17 protein-coding genes and 1 pseudogene are annotated in these 17,216 nt (G+C 69.1%); 6 read left to right on the forward strand and 12 right to left on the reverse strand.

Going from position 1 to position 17,216, the window contains the following annotated elements; translation table 11 throughout:
- Positions 1–215: 215 nt before the first annotated feature.
- On the forward strand, positions 216–503 hold the full coding sequence (locus tag EF387_RS31255; protein ID WP_238431807.1) for a potassium channel family protein: 288 nt from the start codon (positions 216–218) through the stop codon (positions 501–503).
- Here EF387_RS31255 and EF387_RS31260 read toward each other — a convergent pair.
- The 7 genes from EF387_RS31260 to kdpF all read right to left on the reverse strand — a co-directional run bounded on the left by EF387_RS31260 (position 485) and on the right by kdpF (position 9,091).
- Positions 485–1,168, reverse strand: a complete 684-nt coding sequence (locus EF387_RS31260) for a response regulator (protein ID WP_128379999.1) — start codon at positions 1,166–1,168, stop codon at positions 485–487. The genes EF387_RS31255 and EF387_RS31260 overlap by 19 nt on opposite strands.
- Positions 1,165–3,753 (reverse strand): sensor histidine kinase, encoded by a 2,589-nt coding sequence (locus tag EF387_RS31265; protein WP_128380000.1) that lies wholly within the window; start codon positions 3,751–3,753, stop codon positions 1,165–1,167. The genes EF387_RS31260 and EF387_RS31265 overlap by 4 nt, the downstream gene beginning before the upstream one ends.
- Positions 3,754–3,775: 22 nt before the next feature.
- Positions 3,776–4,459 carry a response regulator gene (locus tag EF387_RS31270; RefSeq protein WP_128380077.1) on the reverse strand — a complete coding sequence of 228 codons (684 nt, stop codon included), beginning with the start codon at positions 4,457–4,459 and terminating at the stop codon, positions 3,776–3,778.
- Positions 4,460–4,574: 115 nt separating this feature from the next.
- Entirely contained in the window at positions 4,575–5,186 is a 612-nt protein-coding gene (gene kdpC / locus EF387_RS31275; RefSeq protein WP_128380001.1) for a potassium-transporting ATPase subunit KdpC, read from the reverse strand.
- 5 nt (positions 5,187–5,191) lie between these two features.
- Complete coding sequence (kdpB, locus tag EF387_RS31280) at positions 5,192–7,333, reverse strand: potassium-transporting ATPase subunit KdpB (RefSeq protein ID WP_128380002.1); 2,142 nt, start codon at positions 7,331–7,333, stop codon at positions 5,192–5,194.
- The gene (kdpA, locus tag EF387_RS31285; RefSeq protein WP_128380003.1) at positions 7,333–8,994 is read right to left on the reverse strand and encodes a potassium-transporting ATPase subunit KdpA; all 1,662 of its coding nucleotides are present in this window, start codon (positions 8,992–8,994) and stop codon (positions 7,333–7,335) included. Before kdpA ends, kdpB begins: the two co-directional genes overlap by 1 nt.
- A 7-nt stretch (positions 8,995–9,001) precedes the next feature.
- The gene (gene kdpF / locus EF387_RS31290) at positions 9,002–9,091 is read right to left on the reverse strand and encodes a K(+)-transporting ATPase subunit F (RefSeq protein WP_018566520.1); all 90 of its coding nucleotides are present in this window, start codon (positions 9,089–9,091) and stop codon (positions 9,002–9,004) included.
- A 355-nt stretch (positions 9,092–9,446) separates the two neighbouring features.
- On the opposite strand from kdpF, the gene EF387_RS31300 reads away from it, so the two are divergent.
- The 3 genes from EF387_RS31300 (at position 9,447) to EF387_RS31310 (ending at position 11,392) form a co-directional block, all read left to right on the forward strand.
- Positions 9,447–9,830 carry a hypothetical protein gene (locus EF387_RS31300; protein ID WP_238431808.1) on the forward strand — a complete coding sequence of 128 codons (384 nt, stop codon included), beginning with the start codon at positions 9,447–9,449 and terminating at the stop codon, positions 9,828–9,830.
- 286 nt (positions 9,831–10,116) lie between these two features.
- On the forward strand, positions 10,117–10,464 hold the full coding sequence (locus EF387_RS31305) for a hypothetical protein (protein ID WP_128380005.1): 348 nt from the start codon (positions 10,117–10,119) through the stop codon (positions 10,462–10,464).
- 22 nt (positions 10,465–10,486) lie between these two features.
- Positions 10,487–11,392 carry a helix-turn-helix domain-containing protein gene (locus EF387_RS31310; protein ID WP_128380006.1) on the forward strand — a complete coding sequence of 302 codons (906 nt, stop codon included), beginning with the start codon at positions 10,487–10,489 and terminating at the stop codon, positions 11,390–11,392.
- Positions 11,393–11,446: 54 nt separating this feature from the next.
- Here EF387_RS31310 and EF387_RS31315 read toward each other — a convergent pair whose 3' ends face one another.
- Positions 11,447–12,061, reverse strand: coding sequence for a TetR/AcrR family transcriptional regulator (locus tag EF387_RS31315; protein WP_128380007.1), 615 nt, complete (start codon positions 12,059–12,061; stop codon positions 11,447–11,449).
- A gap of 102 nt (positions 12,062–12,163) precedes the next feature.
- On the opposite strand from EF387_RS31315, the gene EF387_RS31320 reads away from it, so the two are divergent.
- Entirely contained in the window at positions 12,164–13,102 is a 939-nt protein-coding gene (locus EF387_RS31320) for an alpha/beta fold hydrolase (protein ID WP_128380008.1), read from the forward strand.
- Between the two features lie 132 nt (positions 13,103–13,234).
- A pseudogene (locus EF387_RS31325) lies at positions 13,235–13,546 on the forward strand (hypothetical protein); the annotation flags it as partial.
- A 107-nt stretch (positions 13,547–13,653) separates the two neighbouring features.
- Here EF387_RS31325 and urtE read toward each other — a convergent pair.
- From urtE to urtB, 4 genes are read right to left on the reverse strand one after another with little or no spacing between them, the layout of a single operon-like run.
- The gene (gene urtE / locus EF387_RS31330; RefSeq protein ID WP_128380009.1) at positions 13,654–14,376 is read right to left on the reverse strand and encodes an urea ABC transporter ATP-binding subunit UrtE; all 723 of its coding nucleotides are present in this window, start codon (positions 14,374–14,376) and stop codon (positions 13,654–13,656) included.
- 4 nt (positions 14,377–14,380) lie between these two features.
- Positions 14,381–15,199, reverse strand: coding sequence for an urea ABC transporter ATP-binding protein UrtD (gene urtD, locus EF387_RS31335; RefSeq protein WP_128380010.1), 819 nt, complete (start codon positions 15,197–15,199; stop codon positions 14,381–14,383).
- Positions 15,196–16,320, reverse strand: coding sequence for an urea ABC transporter permease subunit UrtC (gene urtC, locus EF387_RS31340; protein WP_128380011.1), 1,125 nt, complete (start codon positions 16,318–16,320; stop codon positions 15,196–15,198). The genes urtD and urtC overlap by 4 nt, the downstream gene beginning before the upstream one ends.
- The gene (gene urtB, locus EF387_RS31345) at positions 16,317–17,204 is read right to left on the reverse strand and encodes an urea ABC transporter permease subunit UrtB (protein ID WP_128380012.1); all 888 of its coding nucleotides are present in this window, start codon (positions 17,202–17,204) and stop codon (positions 16,317–16,319) included. The genes urtC and urtB overlap by 4 nt, the downstream gene beginning before the upstream one ends.
- Positions 17,205–17,216 lie beyond the last annotated feature (12 nt).

The raw sequence follows: 17,216 nt of genomic DNA on the forward strand, positions 1-17,216 counted from the left end.
GGCGATCCCGCACCGGCTCCTGCAATCGACCCCCGCCCTGAGCTGACAGCCCCAGTGGCGCAGAGAGTAGGCACGGCGCAGCAGTTGCTCGTTCGGCTCCTGGGCGGCGACGAGCTGACCCAGGCCGCCGCCGCGGACTGCACCGATCCCGCCGCGCTGCAGCAGCTCGGCGTCGGCCCCAGATCCTGGAACGTATCGGCGCCCATCACGTCGTGTTGCCCGAGCACGACATGGGCGAGCGCGTGGCCCATCTGGTCACCGGGCGGATGCTGGACTTCATCACGTTCGACAGCGACTACGCCCTCATCAAGACCCTTGCCTCGAAGGTGGTCGGCGGAGTGCCTCTCGGCGAGACCCGGGTGCGCAGCACGTACGGCGTAACCGTCGTCGGCATCAAACGCCCCGGCGCCGACTTCTCCCACGCCACTGCCGAAACGGTCGTCACCAGTGAGACGCACCGTGAGGACGCTCGCAGCCTCGCACCTCACCTCTCGAAGCGATAGCCCATCCCCGGCTCCGTGATGAAGTGCTTCGGATGCGACGGGTCCGCCTCCAGCTTCCTGCGCAGCTGGGCCATGTAGACCCGGAGGTAGTTCGTCTCCTTTCCGTACGACGGCCCCCAGACCTCCTGCAGCAGCTGCTTCTGGCCGACCAGGCGGCCGGTGTTGCGCACGAGCACCTCGAGCAGCTGCCACTCGGTCGGCGTGAGCCGTACGTCCACACCGCCGCGGTTGACCTTCTTGGCGGCCAGGTCGACGGTGAATCCTGCGGTCTCCACGACGACGTCGTCCTCGCCGCCGCCGGTGGGCTCGGCGCGGCGGACGGCTGCCCGCAGCCGGGCGAGCAGCTCGTCCATGCCGAAGGGCTTGGTGACATAGTCGTCGGCGCCCGCGTCGAGTGCCTCGACCTTCTCGTCGGAGGTGTGCCGGGCGGACAGCACAATGATCGGCACACGGGTCCAGCCGCGCAGGCCCTTGATCACCTCGACTCCGTCCATGTCGGGCAGGCCCAGGTCGAGGACCACCACGTCGGGGCGGCGGGCGGCGACGAGCTGCAGGGCGGTGGCACCGTCGAACGCCGCGTCTACCTCGTACTTGCGTGCCTTGAGGTTGATCACGAGCGCGCGCACGATCTGTGGCTCGTCGTCGATGACGAGCACCCGGGTCATGAGGATTGCCTTTCGGGTTGTGCGGGGTCTTCCGGGCGCATGGTGCCTGCCGGTACGGGCTGCGGGAGCTCGGTGTCCGATCCTCCCGCACGGAGGGTGAGGACCATCGTGAGGCCGCCGCCGGGGGTGTCCTCGGCGGTGAGGGTGCCGCCCATGGCTTCGGCGAAGCCGCGGGCGACCGCGAGGCCGAGGCCGACACCCGCACCGCGCGGGGCGTCGCCGTAGCGCTGGAAGGGGGCGAAGATGCGGTCCTTGGCCTCGTCGGGGACGCCGGGACCGCGGTCCACGACGCGGAGTTCCACCCGGTCGGCGATGGCGCTGGCCGCCACCAGGACCGGCTCGCCGTCGGGGCTGTACTTGACGGCGTTCTCCACGACGTTGGCGACCACGCGCTCCAGCAGCCCCTTGTCGGTGGCCACCATGGGGAGGGTCTCGGGAATGTCCAGGACGACGGTCAGTTCCGGGTAAGGGATGCCGCCCAGGGCCAGCGGCACGACCTCGTCGAGGTCGATCTCGCGGATGAGCGGCGCAACGGTGCCGGTCTGCAGGCGGGACATGTCGAGGAGGTTACCGACGAGGTGGTCGAGGCGGTCGGCGCCCTCCTCTATCGCGGCCAGGAGTTCTGCCCGGTCCTCCTCGGACCACTCCACGTCGTCCGAACGCAGGCTGGACACCGACGCCTTGATGCCTGCGAGCGGGGTGCGCAGGTCGTGGCTGACAGCGGCCAGCAGGGCGGTGCGGATGCGGTTGCCCTCGGCCAGCTCCTTGGCCTGCTCGGCCTCGGACTGCAACCGCTGGCGGTCCAGGACCACAGCGGCCTGCGCCGCGAACGCGGCCAGTATGCGCCGGTCCGAGGCCGGCAGCACCCGGCCGGACAGCGCCAGCGCCATGTGATCGCCCGCCGGCACGTCCACATCGGCGTCCTCGGGACGCTCCATCACGGGGCTCGCGCCGACGCGGCCTGCGCAGATCCAGGGCGCCATGTCGTCCTCCCGTTCCAGCAGGGCCACCGAGTCCATGCCGAAGGTCTCGCGGACCCGTTCCAGCAGCGCCTCCAGGCTGGTCTCGCCGCGCAGCACACTGCCCGCGAGGAAGGAGAGGATCTCCGACTCGGCGCGCAGCCGGGACGCTTGTTCGGTGCGGCGGGCCGCCAGGTCCACCACCGACGCCACCGACACGGCCACGCCCACAAAGACGGCGATGGCGACGATGTTCTTCGGATCGGCGATCGTCAGGGTGTGGAACGGCTCGGTGAAGAACCAGTTGATCAGCAGCGAGCCCACCACGGCGGAGGCCAGGGCGGGCAGCAGGCCGCCCACCAGCGCCGCCGCGACCGTCAGGGTCAAGAACAGCAACATGTCGTTGGCCAGGCCCAGGTCGGGCACGACCCCTTTGAGCAGCAGGGTGAGGAGCACAGGTCCCGCCACACCGGTCAGCCAGCCCCAGACGATCCGTGACCGGCCGAGCCGCGCGCCGCGGGCGACCGGTAGCCCGCGCCCTTTGCCCGCCTCGTCATGGGTGATCAGGTGGACGTCGAGGTCGGGTCCGGAGTCCCGGGCGACCGTGGCGCCGACGCCGGGGCCGAACATGTACTGCCAGCTCTTGCGCCGGGAGACGCCCAGCACGATCTGGGTGGCGTTCACTCCGCGCGCGAAGTCCAGCAGCGCCACCGGGATGTCGTCACCGACCACGTGGTGGAAGGTGCCGCCCAGGTCCTCCACCAGCGTGCGCTGGACGGCCAGTTCCTTGGGCGAGGCCGAGGTCAGCCCGTCGCTGCGGGCGATGTAGACGGCCAGCACCTCACCGCCGGCGCCCTTCTCGGCCAGGCGGGCGGCCCGCCGGATCAGCGTCCGGCCCTCGGGCCCCCCGGTCAGCCCGACCACGATGCGCTCCCGCGAGCCCCATATCTTCGACACCTGATGCTCGCTGCGGTACTGCTGCAGATACTCATCCACCCGGTCGGCCACCCACAGCAGCGCCAGCTCCCGCAGTGCGGTCAGGTTGCCCGGCCGGAAGTAGTTGGACAGGGCCGCGTCCACCTTGTCCGGCTTGTAGACGTTGCCGTGCGCCATCCGCCGCCGCAGCGCCTGCGGCGACATGTCCACCAGCTCTATCTGGTCGGCCCGGCGCACCACCTCGTCCGGCACCGTCTCCTTCTGCCGCACACCCGTGATCGACTCGACGACATCGCCGAGCGACTCCAGGTGCTGGATGTTGACCGTCGAGATGACGTTGATCCCGGCCGCCAGCAGTTCCTCCACGTCCTGCCACCGCTTGGCGTTGCGGGAGCCGGGCACGTTGGTGTGGGCGAGCTCGTCTACCAGCGCCACCCGGGGGCGGCGGGCGAGGACGGCGTCGACGTCCATCTCGGTGAAGAGGCCGCCCCGGTACTCCAGCTCCCGGCGCGGTAGCTGTTCCAGTCCGTGGAGCATCACCTCGGTGCGTGGCCGGTGGTGGTGCTCCACGAACGCGACCACGCAGTCGGTGCCCCGCTCGATCCGCCGGTGCGCCTCGGAGAGCATCGCGTACGTCTTGCCGACGCCCGGTGCAGCGCCGAGGTAGATCCGAAGCTTGCCGCGTGCCATATCTGTCGTCTCTGTCGTCTCGTCATGCTTCGAAGCGGTAGCCCATGCCCGGCTCGGTGATCAGATAGCGAGGGTGGGCCGGGTCCGCTTCAAGTTTGCGGCGGAGCTGGGCCATGTACACCCGCAGATAGTTGGTCTTGCCGCTCTGGGACGCACCCCATACCTCCTGGAGCAGGTGTTTCTGCGTGATGAGCCGGCCAGGGTTGGTGACCAGGATCTCCAGCAGATGCCACTCGGTGGGGGTGAGCCGGATGTCCCGGCCACCCCGGGTCGCCTTCTTCGCCAGCAGGTCGATGGTGAACGCGTCGGTCTCGACCAGTGTCGTCTCGGGAGCCAGCGGCACGTCCTCGGTCCGGCGGACCGCTGCCCGCAACCGGGCCAGCAGTTCGTCCATGCTGAACGGCTTGGTGATGTAGTCGTCGGCGCCCGCGTCCATTGCCGCGACCTTCTCGTCCGAGGCCCGGCGCGCGAACAGCACCAGGATGGGCACGCGGGTCCAACCGCGCAGGGACCTGATGACGTCGACGCCGTCCATGTCGGGCAGGCCGAGGTCCAGTACCACCACGTCCGGCTGGCGGGAGGCGGCCAGGCGGAGTGCGGTGGCGCCGTCGGGCGCCGCGTCCACTCCGTACTGCCGGGCCTGCATATTGATCACAAGAGCCCGTACAAGCTGTGGGTCGTCCTCCACCACCAGCACCCGGGTCATCGGCGTGCGGCCTTCCTGTCGTCGGTGGGCTCCGTGCTGTCGGTACGGCGGCGGGAGCCGACGGGCCCGGAGTTCCCGGTCCGCCGCCTCCCGGCCGTCGGTGTCCATAAGCCCATTACTTCTCGGCGAGTTCCTTGAGCGCGATGTTCAGCTCCAGGACGTTGACGTGCGGCTCGCCCATGAAACCGAGCGATCGCCCTTCGGTGTGGTCGTCGACCAGCTTCTGGACCTGCGCGGCAGTGAGGCCGTTAGCCTCGGCGACCCGCTTGACCTGAATGTCCGCGTACGCGGGCGAGATCTCCGGGTCGATGGCGGAGGCCGATCCCGTGACCGCGTCCTTGGGCACCTCCGACTCGGGCACGCCGTTGAACTGGGCGACCTGCTTCTTGGCAGCCCTGACGTTCTTCACGAGCGTCGGGTCACTGGCGCCCAGCTGGCTGGAGCCGGTGGTCAGCGGGTCGTAGCCGCTGTTGGACGGGCGGCCCTGGAACCACTTCGGGTCCGGCTTGTCGGTGCCCTTGATGTTCCAGCTCTGGCCGATCAGCCTGGAGCCGATCTCCTTGCCGTCCACCTTGACCATCGATCCGTTGGCCTTGTCATTGAACAGGGCCTGGCCGATGCCGGTGACGACGAGGGGGTAGATGATGCCGGTCACGACGGTGAGGACCAGCAGCATGCGCAGAGCGGCCCAGAGCGTGCGCCCGGTGTTCGCTACGGAGGTGTTCATGTCCTTCACCCGATCCCGGGGATGAGCGAGATGAGCAGGTCGATGATCTTGATGCCGATGAATGGGGCGATCAGGCCGCCTAGGCCGTAGATGGTGAGGTTGCGACGCAGCATCTTGTCGGCGCTGACCGGCCGGTACTGCACGCCCTTCAGGGCCAGCGGCACCAGGGCGATGATGATCAGCGCGTTGAAGATGACCGCGGCCAGGATCGCGGAGTCCGGCGAGGACAGCCCCATGATGTTGAGCTTGTCCAAGCCCGGGTACACGGCCGCGAACAGCGCCGGGATGATCGCGAAGTACTTCGCGACGTCGTTGGCGATGGAGAACGTCGTCAACGCGCCCCGGGTGATCAGCAGTTGCTTGCCGATCTCGACGATCTCGATGAGCTTGGTCGGGTTGGAGTCGAGGTCGACCATGTTGCCGGCCTCCTTGGCGGCCGACGTACCGGTGTTCATCGCCACGCCGACGTCGGCCTGCGCGAGCGCGGGTGCGTCGTTCGTACCGTCACCGGTCATCGCGACCAGCTTGCCGCCGGCCTGCTCCCGCTTGATCAACGCCATCTTGTCCTCGGGAGTCGCCTCCGCGAGGAAGTCGTCGACGCCCGCCTCCTCGGCGATCGCCTTGGCGGTCAGCGGGTTGTCACCCGTGATCATGACGGTCTTGATGCCCATGCGGCGCAGTTCCTCGAACCGCTCGCGCATGCCGTCCTTGACGACGTCCTTGAGGTGGATGACACCCAGGACGCGAGCGCCCCGTTCGTCCTTTACGGCGACCAGCAGCGGCGTGCCGCCCGCCTCGGAGATGCCGTTGGCGATCGTGTCCGCGTCGTCGGCGACCTCGCCACCCTCCTCCCGCACCCAGGCGATGACGGAGGCGGTGGCGCCCTTGCGCACCTTTCTGCCGTCCACGTCCACACCCGACATGCGAGTCTGGGCGGTGAACTCGATCCACTCGGCGTGCGCCAGCTCGCCCTGGTGTCGCTCGCGCAGCCCGTACTTCTGCTTGGCCAGGACCACGACGGAGCGGCCCTCCGGGGTCTCGTCCGCCAGCGAGGAGAGCTGGGCGGCGTCGGCGACCTCGGCCTCGGTGGTGCCCCGCACCGGCACGAACTCGGACGCCTGGCGGTTGCCGAGGGTGATGGTGCCGGTCTTGTCCAGCAGCAGCGTCGAGACATCACCGGCCGCCTCGACCGCGCGGCCCGACATCGCCAGCACGTTGCGCTGCACCAGCCGGTCCATGCCCGCGATCCCGATCGCAGACAGCAGGGCGCCGATCGTGGTCGGGATGAGGCAGACCAGCAGCGCCACCAGGACGACCATGCCGAGCTCGGAGCCGGCGTAGTCGGCGAACGGCGGCAGGGTGGCCACCGCCAGCAGGAAGACGATCGTCAGCGACGCCAGCAGGATGTTCAGTGCGATCTCGTTCGGCGTCTTCTGCCGGGCCGCACCCTCCACGAGGTTGATCATCCGGTCGATGAAGGTCTCGCCCGGCTTCGTCGTGATCTTGATGACGATGCGGTCGGACAGCACCTTCGTACCGCCGGTGACGGCCGAGCGGTCGCCACCCGACTCACGGATGACCGGCGCCGACTCACCGGTGATCGCCGACTCGTCGACCGAGGCCACGCCCTCGACGACGTCACCGTCGCCGGGGATGATGTCGCCCGCCTCGCAGACCACCAGGTCACCGATCGTCAACTCGGTGCCCGGAACCTGCTCCTCGGACGTGCCGTCCGCGAGCAGTCGGCGCGCGACCGTGTCGGTCTTGGCCTTGCGCAGCGTGTCGGCCTGCGCCTTGCCACGGCCCTCGGCGACCGCCTCCGCCAGGTTGGCGAAGATCACCGTCAGCCACAGCCAGGCGCTGATCGTCCAGCCGAACCAGTCACCCGGGTCCTTGAATGAGAAGAACGTCGTCAGCACGGAGCCGACGAGGACCACGAACATCACGGGGGACTTGACCATCACCCGCGGGTCGAGCTTGCGGAACGCGTCCGGCAGCGACTTGAGCAGCTGCTTGGGGTCGAACAGCCCGCCGCCGACCCGCCCGTCCGGCTTGTGCCCGGTGGGCGCGTCCTGATGCGGCGCGAGGGTGGGAGTGGACATGGAGTCCTGCTTCTTTGCGTCGGTCTTCTGAGTGTTGGTCGTCATCACGCCAAACCCTCGGCCAGCGGACCCAGCGCAAGCGCCGGGAAGAACGTCAGACCGGTGATGATCAGGATCGCCCCGACCAGCAGACCGGTGAACAGCGGCTTCTCGGTGCGCAGGGTGCCCGCGGTGGCCGGCACCGGCTTCTGGTCGGCGAGCGAGCCGGCCAGCGCCAGCACGAACACCATCGGCAGGAACCGTCCCAGCACCATGCACAGGCCGAGCATCGTGTTGTGGTACTCGGTGTTGGCCGCGAAGCCCGCGAACGCGGAACCGTTGTTGTTGCTGGCAGAGGTGTAGGCGTACAGCACCTCGGAGAAGCCGTGCGCCCCGATGTTCGTCATCGACGACTCACCCTTGCCCAGCGCCATCGCCAGCGCCGTGCCGATCAGCACCAGGGCCGGGGTGATGAGGATGTAGCAGGCAGCCAGCTTGATCTCGCGGGTGCCGATCTTCTTGCCCAGGTACTCGGGCGTACGGCCCACCATCAGACCGGCGATGAACACTGCGATGATCGCCATGATCAGCATGCCGTAGAGGCCGGAGCCGACGCCGCCGGGCGCGATCTCGCCCAGCATCATCCCGAGCAGCAGGACTCCGCCGGACAGTCCGCTGAAGGAGTCGTGGAAGGAGTTGACCGAGCCGGTCGAGGTCATGGTCGTCGAGACTGCGAACAACGACGACGGGCCCTCGCCGAAGCGCTGCTCCTTGCCCTCCATCGCGCCGCCCGCCAGCTGCGAGGCGGTGCCGGGGTGGGCGTACTCGATCCACGTCACCGTGACCACGCCGAGGAACCAGATGATCCCCATCGCGGCGACGATGGCGTAACCCTGCTTGACGTTGCCGACCATCTTGCCGAAGGTGCGCGGCAGCGAGAACGGGATCACCAGGAGCAGGAAGATCTCCAGCCAGTTGGTGAAACCGTTGGGATTCTCGAAGGGGTGGGCGGAGTTGGCGTTGAAGAAGCCACCGCCGTTGGTGCCGAGGTCCTTGATGGCCTCCTGGGAGGCGACCGCACCGGGGCTGATGGCCTGCTTGTCACCTGTGAGCGTGGTGACGGTGTGGATGTCGCCGAAGTTCTGGATGGCGCCGGCCGCGATCAGGATCACGGCCGCGATCACGGAGATCGGGATCAGGATGCGGATGGTGCAGCGCACCAGGTCGGCCCAGAAGTTGCCCAGGTCACCCGTGCGCGAGCGGGCGAAGCCGCGCACCAACGCCACCGCGACGGCGATACCGACCGCGGCGGACACGAAGTTCTGCACGGCCAGGCCCATCGTCTGGGTGACGTGGCTCATCGCCACCTCGCCCGAGTACGACTGCCAGTTCGTGTTGGACACGAAGGAGGCGGCGGTGTTGAACGCCTGGTCCGGGGTGATCGGCTTGAACCCGAGCGACAGCGGCAGCTTGTCCTGCACCCGCTGCAGCAGGTAGAGGAAGAGCACGCTCAACGCGGAGAAGGCCAGCACCCCGCGAAGGTAGGCGGGCCAGCGCATCTCCGCGTCGGGGTTGGCACCCACCGATCGGTAGATCCACTTCTCCACCCAGAAGTGCTTCCTGGACTGGAAGACGGCGGCCATGTAGTCGCCGAGCGGGCGGTGCACCAGGGCGAGCGCGCCGATCAGCGCGGTCACCAGGAGCACGTCGGCAAGGACGGGACTCATCTCGTGCTCAGAACCTCTCCGGGAAGATCAGGGCGAGGACGAGGTAGCCCAGCAGGGCGACGGCCACGATCAGGCCGACGACGTTCTCGGCGGTCACAGCTTCGCCACCCCCTTGGCGACGAGAGCCACCAATGCGAACACCGCGATCGTGGCGACGACGAAGGCCACATCGGCCATCGCAAGCTCCTGGGTGAGGTTCGGGTAAGAACGGACCTCTCGAGGGAACCTGTTCTCCCGGACGGATTCGACTCCCCTTAACGGAACCCTGACGGCGTTCCGCGCACCTTTGACGCACCCCATACGCGCGACGCGTCGGGACGGCAGCCGCGCGCCGTGGGACCAGCCGTCAAGGCCGCATCACCAGCGCGTCAGCGTCGCGTCAGTGAACGCGAAAGGGGAGCTCTGCGGGTTTACCGTCACCGGTATGGATCGCCCTGTCGACGGGCACGGGAATGACGGCGTCCTCGGCGGCCGGCGAACGCACGGCGCCGCCCGGGAACCGGGCCCACGACCGCCACTGGGCCGCGGAGATGCGCAGCACCATCCGCTGCACCGGCACGATCCTCGGCCTCCTGCTGCTGGTGGACGCCCTGGCCGACACGCTCACTCCGACGCGTGCGGCCCTTTCGTGCGGGCTCGCGCTGCTGCTTCTCCTCATCCTCTTTCCGCCGCGCATCACAGCCGGGGTGGGGTGGCTGGTGGTGCGCGGGCCCTGGGCCGGCCACCGGGTGCGGACCGACCGCCTGGTGTCGCCCGCACCACGGGAAGGACCGCGCAACGCCTGGTCCTGCGGGACTCCCTCGGCGGCCGGGTCGAGCTCGACCCGCGTGTTCTGATCGACAACGCATCGCTCTGGCACCGTTTCGACACAGATGCCCGGGGCTCGCAGCGCCGAGGCTGCCTGCGTGAGGGCTCGACCGTGCTGGACCAATTGGCCCACCGTGGACCGCGAGACGGCTTTGGCGATCTTCAAGGTGTCCGGGCTGGAGGAGTAGCCCTGTCGACACCTCTGACCTAATGCGCCATTTGTACGCATCTTGCGAAATCCTAACGGCTCCTTAACGCCCGATGGGCGGATCGGGCATTCCACCAGGCCCCTACTCCATGCTTACCCTCGCGCACGTGTTCAACGTGACGGGAATGCTCAAGCGGCTGGTGATCGGCCGGGCGATGCGCAGCGAGGAACTGCACGAGACCCTGCTGCCCAAGCGGCTCGCTCTGCCGATCTTCGCCTCCGACCCGCTGTCGTCGGTGGCGTACGCGACGCAGCGGCGAGCCCCCGGCACCGGCCGAGCATCCGGAGCCTCCCCTGGGTTCCCGGCGCTCATGACCAGCCCGCTGCTGAGCGGAACTCCGCCGGCCGGGGCCCCAGTCGAGCACTTTGAACACCATGGCCGCGAGCAGCGCTTTGATCTCGGACACGCTGGGCGGAATCCGGGGAAGCATCGTCGAGGCTTGAGTCTCAAGTGACTTGAGGCTTCAGACTCTCTGCATGAAAGACGAACAGCCCAGCCGACTCACCATCGGGCAGCTCGCCGAACGCACCGCTGTCGCCGTCCCCACCATCCGCTACTGGTCGGACATCGGCGTACTGCCGCCCGAAGGACGCACGGAAGGGGGCTACCGGCTCTACGGAGCCGAGGCCATCGCCCGTCTCGAGCTCGTCCGCACACTGCGGGAGCTGGGGCTCGGCCTCGACGCGATCAGCCAGATCCTGGAAAGCGAGGCGACGATCGCGGAGGTCGCCGCGAGACATGTCGTCGCCCTGGACGCCCGGATCGGCGCCCTGAAGGTCAACCGGGCCGTGCTGGCCACCGTTGCGAAACGCGGTTCCACCGCCAAGGAGACAGCGCTGATGAACAAGCTGGCACGACTCTCGGTCGATGAACGAAGGAAGATCATCGAGGACTTCCTGAAAGAGGTGGCCGGCGGACTGGAGGCCGGCCCCGACATCGGCGAGCGGCTGTCACGTTCTCCGCTAGCACTCCCCGAGAACCCCACGGCGGAGCAGGTGGACGCCTGGCTGGAACTGGCCGAACTGATCCAGGATCCGGGTTTCCGTGCCCGGATGCGAACGTTGCTGGAGCTGAGTGCGCGCGGGCGGAATGCGGGCGGCTCGATCTGGTTCGCCGGGCACGTGGTGCAGGTCGTCGGCGAAGCCCGCGAAAGGGGGGTGGCCCCCGACGCGCCGGAGGCCTTCACTGTGCTGTCCGAGCTGTTCGGCGACGCGGACCGGCGCACGATCCTGCAGTGCCTGGAGGTGGGCCTGGCCGCAGGGGCCGAGCGGTACCGGCAGCTCATCTCCGTCGTCAGGGGGCACCAGCCGCGCCCCTCTCGCGCGGATGACTACACCTGGCTCGGCCAGGCACTGCGAGCCGACCTCCAGCGGGCGGCATGAACGATGGCACGGGCGTGACATGTGACGAAGGCCGCCGGCCGGAGCCGGGCCCGGTCATGGCCGAAGCCGGGAGGCCAGACCCTCGAAGTAGCTGCGGTGCACGGCGGTCAGGTCCACCTGCTCGGGGTCCAGCAACCACAGCAGGTGCGCCCCCTCGATGAACGCGGCCGTCTCCGTGGCCAGGACTTCCGGGTCCAGACCGGCACGGGCCGAACCGTCGGCCACGGCGCGCGTGAACAGGGCGACCAGCTGGGCCCGCAGCGCCCGCCCCCGGTCCCGGAACCAGGTGTGGAGCACGGAACCAGGCTCCAGATTCTCCGCGGTGAGCGTGGTGTGCAGGGCGGCCAGCTCCCGTTCGGTGGCGGCGGTGTGCTCGGCGTCCCTCACGAACCAGTCGAACGCCTGGTCAAGGGTGGGTTCGGTCCCTGGTGTGATGGACAGCCGCTCCAGGGCGCGCCGGTCGGCCTCCTCCAGGACGGCTTGTACGAGTCCGTCCTTGCTGCCGAAGTGATGGATGAGCGCGGAAGGGGTGGCGCCGGCGCGCTCGGCGATCGCGGCCACACCGGTGCCGCGCACCCCTTGCCGTGCGAACAGCCCGATAGCGGCGTCGACCATGGCGCGCCGTCGCTCCACGCCCCGCTTCTGCACCTGCCCCTTGATTCCGGCCATGGGGATCAGGGTGCCCGGACGAGTCCACGGCGTCCAACTCACATGTGCCGGCGTCGGCAAAGCAGGTGCGGGATCCGCGCCAAAGCATTATCTTGAACGACCATGCAGGAAAATGGATCGCAGAACGAGTACCTGACGGGCCGCGAGCGGATCGTCCGCGCAGACGGCCTCGAGCTGTGGGCGGAGGACTTCGGCAACCCGGACCATCCGGCGGTGCTGTTGGTGATGGGTGCACAGGCACAGGGCGTCCAGTGGAACGACGGCATCGTCCGTCGCCTGGTCGACGGCGGGCGCCGGGTCATCCGCTACGACCACCGCGACACCGGACGGTCCTCGACCCTCGACTTCGCCAGCCAGCCGTACACCGTCGCCGACATGGCCTCCGACGCGCTCGCCGTCCTGGACGCGTTCGGGACTGAGCGAGCTCATCTGGTGGGCGTGTCCCTCGGCGGCCTCATCGCCCAGCGGCTGGCCGTCCAACACCCGCACCGGGTGCTGACCCTGACGAGCCTGTCGTCCCAGCCACTCGGCACGGACACGGCAGCAGCAGTGCAGCGCGCACTGGAGGGGGCGCCTCCGCTCCCCGGCGAACTGCCTCCGCCCAGGCCCGAGTTGCTCGCCGCCCTCGTCTCGGCCTTCCCCAAGCCGGAGGCGGACCTGGAGGAGTACCTCGCCGCCCGGCTGCCGCTGTGGCGTGTCCTGCACGGCCCGGCGCTGCCGTTCCACGAGGACGAGTACCGCACCATGGAGCAGCGGGTGTACGAGCGGGCGCGCGATCTGCAAGCCGCGCTCAACCACACGTTCGCCGGGGCCGCCGGCATGGGCTCCACGGCGGACCTGGCGTCCGTCACCGCACCGACGCTGGTCCTGCACGGCACCGAAGACCCGATGTTCCCGCCCGCGCACGCCGAAGCCACCGCCGCCGCGATCCCCGACGCCCGCCTCGTCATGATCGAGGGCATGGGCCACACCCTGCCCACGGCGCTGGAGGACCGCCTGGCCGACGAGATCCTGCACCACACGGGGCGCACAGAAGCATGACTCTGTAGGAGATCTCCTCACGAGCCCGGTCGATTCCGTTCAAGGAACGTGCCAGGCGTGTCGCGATGTCACCGACGTCCCGGCACCCGGCAGGTGCCGTTCGGCACACCACTGCCCCGGCAGGCAATCATCCGCAGCCGTCGCTATGTCTTCGGCGTCTGGGCGACGATCGCCACCGCCGCCACGGTGTCGGCCGTCCTCGGCTACACGGTGGTCGGTTCCTTCTCCCCCGCCGTGATCGCCGCGGTGACCGCGGTGGGCGCGGTGACCGCGGTGGGCGCGGTGACCGCGGTGGGCGCGGTGACCGCGGTGGGCGCGGTGGGCGCGGTGGGCGCGGTGGGCGCCGACACGATGATCCCCGAGGCCTTCGAGGACGCCCACCTGGCCGTCGGACTGATCACCGTGAGTGGCTTCCTGGTCTCCTTCGCCCTCTCACACACCTGACATTCCTTCAGGAGCGCGGACGTCATGGGCACATGTGCATCCACGCCTCCAGCGCGCTCTCCAACCACCCGCCACAGTGGGTGGTCAGGCTCGCTCTCACGCCGGCTTCACACACTCAGCGCTGCCCGGACGGTCTGCTCCGACTTCGTCCCTCCCTCGCCGGAGGAGGTGACCCGGCCCGCCTCCAGCACGTAGTAGCGCTGGGCAGCGCGCATGGCGAAGCCGACGTGTTGTTCGACGAGGAGGACGGACAGACCACCCCGCCGGGTCAGGGCGAGGATCGTCTCCTCGATCTCGGCGACCACGGAGGGCTGGATGCCCTCGGTGGGTTCGTCGAGGAGGAGGAGCCGGGGGCGGGTGATCAGGGCGCGGGCGATGGCGAGTTGCTGGCGCTGGCCGCCGGAGAGGAGGCCGGCGCGGCGGCCGGACAGCTCACGCAGGGCAGGGAAGAGGTCCAGCGCCTCGGCGATGGACTCCTTGCCTCGCCCACTGCCTGAACGGCGTGGGCGGACCCCCAGGCGGCCGTCCGCGACGAGTTGGAGGTTCTCGGCCGTGGTGAGGTGCGGGAAGGACTGCTGGCCCTGCGGTACGTACGCCATACCGCGGGCGACTCGCTGGTGCGGGGCGAGACGGGTGATGTCCTCGCCGTCCAGGAGCACAGCGCCGCTGCCGGGTTTCAGCAGGCCCATGGCGGCCCGCAGCAGGGTGCTCTTGCCGGCGCCGTTGTGGCCGAGGACGGCCGCGACGCCGTCCTTCGGGACGGAGACGGTGACGCCGTGCAGCACGGTGGTGCGTTCGTAGCCTGCCTGGATGGTCTTGATGTCCAGCATGGGATCATGCCTCCTCTGCGGCGGTGGCGGCAGCGGGGGCCGAAGGCTCGGGCTGCGGCTCGCTCTCCGGTGCGAGTTCCGGTTCGGGTTCGGAGGCGCGACCCAGGTAGACCTCCTGAACCCGTGGGTCGGCCTGGACTTCGGCGACGGTGCCTTCGCTGAGTACCTTGCCGGCGTGCAGCACGCTGACGCTGCGGGCGAAGGAGCGCATGAAGTCCATGTCGTGCTCGATGACCACGACCGTGCGCTCCGCGCTGATCCGCCTCAGCAGTTCGCCCGTCGCCTCGCGTTCCTCGTGACTCATGCCGGCGACCGGTTCGTCGAGGAGCAGCAGCTTGACGTCCTGGACCAGGAGCATGCCGATCTCCAGCCACTGCTTCTGGCCGTGCGCCAGGACTCCGGCCGCGCGGTCGCGCAGGTCGGTCAGGCCAGTGGTCTGCAGAGCGTTCGCCACCGGCTCCGGGATGCCCTTGCGGCGGCGCAGCATCGTCATCGGTCCGCGCCCGGCGCCGGCGGCGATGTCGAGGTTCTGAAGGACCGTCAACTGCTCGAAGACGGTGGCGGTCTGGAAGGTGCGTCCGATCCCGAGGCGGGCGATGCGATGCACGGGCCTGCCCAGGAGTTCCTCGTCGCCGAAGCGCACCGAGCCGCCCGCCTTCACCAGTCCGGTGACCGCGTCGACGAGGGTGGTCTTCCCGGCGCCGTTCGGGCCGATGAGGAACCGCAGATCACCGGGCTGGATGTCCAGGTTGACGCCATCGACGGCGGTGAACCCGTCGAAGGTGACCCTGAGGTCGCGGATGGTCAGTCCCTCGCCGCTCATGCTGCTTCTCCTGAACGAGCCGTGGTGGTACGGCGGTTGCGGACGACGGTGGGCAGCGAGGCCAGGCCTCCCGGCAGGAAACCGACCGCCACGATGAACAACAGCCCCTGCGCATAGGTCCAGGCCGCGGGGAAGGCGTCGGACAGCGTGCTCTGCGCCCAGGCGACGGCGATCGCGCCGAGCACCGCGCCCACGAGTGACGCCCGGCCGCCGACCGCCGCGCCGATGACGAAGCCGATGGACGGCACGATCCCGATCAGGGCCGGGGAGATGATGCCGACGGCCGGTACGAACAGGGCTCCGGCGAGTCCCGCCATACCGGCCGCGACGACGTACGCGATCAGTTTCACGTTGGCGGGGTTGTAGCCGAGGAAGCGCACCCGCTCCTCGCAGTCCCGTACGGCGACGAGGAGTTCGCCGTAACGGCTGACGAACAGCTGCCGGGCGGCGGCCATCAGCAGAAGCAGGACCACGACGATGATGAGGTAGACCATGCGCTGGTTGACGGGGTCGTTGAGCGAGTAGCCGAAGAAGCCCTGGATGTCGGTGAGTCCGTTGGTGCCGCCCGTGGTGGCCTGCTGCCCGATGAGCCAGATGGACAGCGCGGCGGCCAGGGCTTGGCTGAGGATGGCGAAGTAGGCGCCCTTGACCCGGCGGCGGAACACGAGGAAGCCGAGCAGCGCGGCGACGGCCATGGGCAGCACTACGGTCATGGCGAGCGCGAAGGCGGGGTTGGCGAACGGTTTCCACCACCAGGGCAGTGCGTCGGAGGTGCCGTACAGCTGCATGAAGTCGGGCAGGGCCTGGCCGGTGTCGGCGGCGTCGGCGAGCTTGAGGTGCATGGCCATGGCGTAGCCGCCGAGGCCGAAGAAGACGCCCTGGCCGAGCACGAGCAGTCCGCCCCGCCCCCAGGCGAGGCTGACACCGACGGCCACGATCGCGTAACACAGGTACTTGGCGAGGAGGTTGAGGCGGAAGTCGGAGAGCACGAGCGGGGCGATGCCCAGGAGGAGCACGGCGCCCGCGAGGAAGGCGGCGGGTACCCGGAAGCGTTCCAGCGGTGACACCGGCGGCTGCGCCACGGACACCTTCTTGGCCGGGGATGTGGTCGATGTCGTCATGCCAGGCTCCGGGTGCGCAGTGTGTACAGGCCCTGGGGTCGCCATTGGAGGAAGGCGACGATCGCCACGAGGACAGCGACCTTGGCGACGCTGACCGTCGTCGAGTACTCCAGCACCGACTGAAGCACACCGAGTACGAAGGCGGTGATGACGCTGCCCTTCAACTGCCCGATGCCGCCCACGACGACGACCAGGAAGGCGTCGACGATGTAGTTGGTGCCCATCGTCGGACCGATCGGCCCGACCAGGGTGAGTGCGACACCGGCCACGCCCGCGAGGCCCGAGCCGATGAAGAACGTCGTGCGGTCCACTCGCTCGGTGGCGATGCCGGACACCTCCGCGAGGTCCCGGTTCTGCACGACGGCCCGCACGCGGCGGCCGAGCGGTGTCAGCCGCAGGATGAGAGTGAGGCCGAGGACGCACAGCAGGGCGAGGCCGAGGATGAACAGCCGGTTGTTGGCGAGGGTGATGCCGCCGCCCAGCGAGATGTTGCCGGTGAGCAGATCCGGGGCGTGCGTCTGCACGTTGGGGGCGCCGAAGACGTCACGGGCGAGTTGCTGCAGCATCAGGGAGACGCCCCAGGTGACCAGCAGGGTGTCCAGTGGCCGGGTGTACAGGCGCCGGATCAGCAGCCACTCCAGCAGTGCGCCCATGGCTCCGGCGACGAGGAAGGCCACGGGCAGGGCGACGAGCAGTGAGACTCCGGCGCTGCTGATGGACTTCTGGAGGACGTAGGTGGTGTAGGCGCCGGCCATGATGAACTCGCCGTGCGCCATGTTGATCACGCCCATCTGACCGAAGGTGAGGGTCAGACCGAGAGCGATGAGCAGCAGGACGGCGCCGATGCTGATGCCGGTGAAGGACTGGTTGAGGATGACCGTCATGAAGCGGCTCCG

Origin of the sequence: Streptomyces cavernae, assembly GCF_004023625.1 — a bacterium.
Lineage (GTDB): Bacteria > Actinomycetota > Actinomycetes > Streptomycetales > Streptomycetaceae > Streptomyces > Streptomyces cavernae.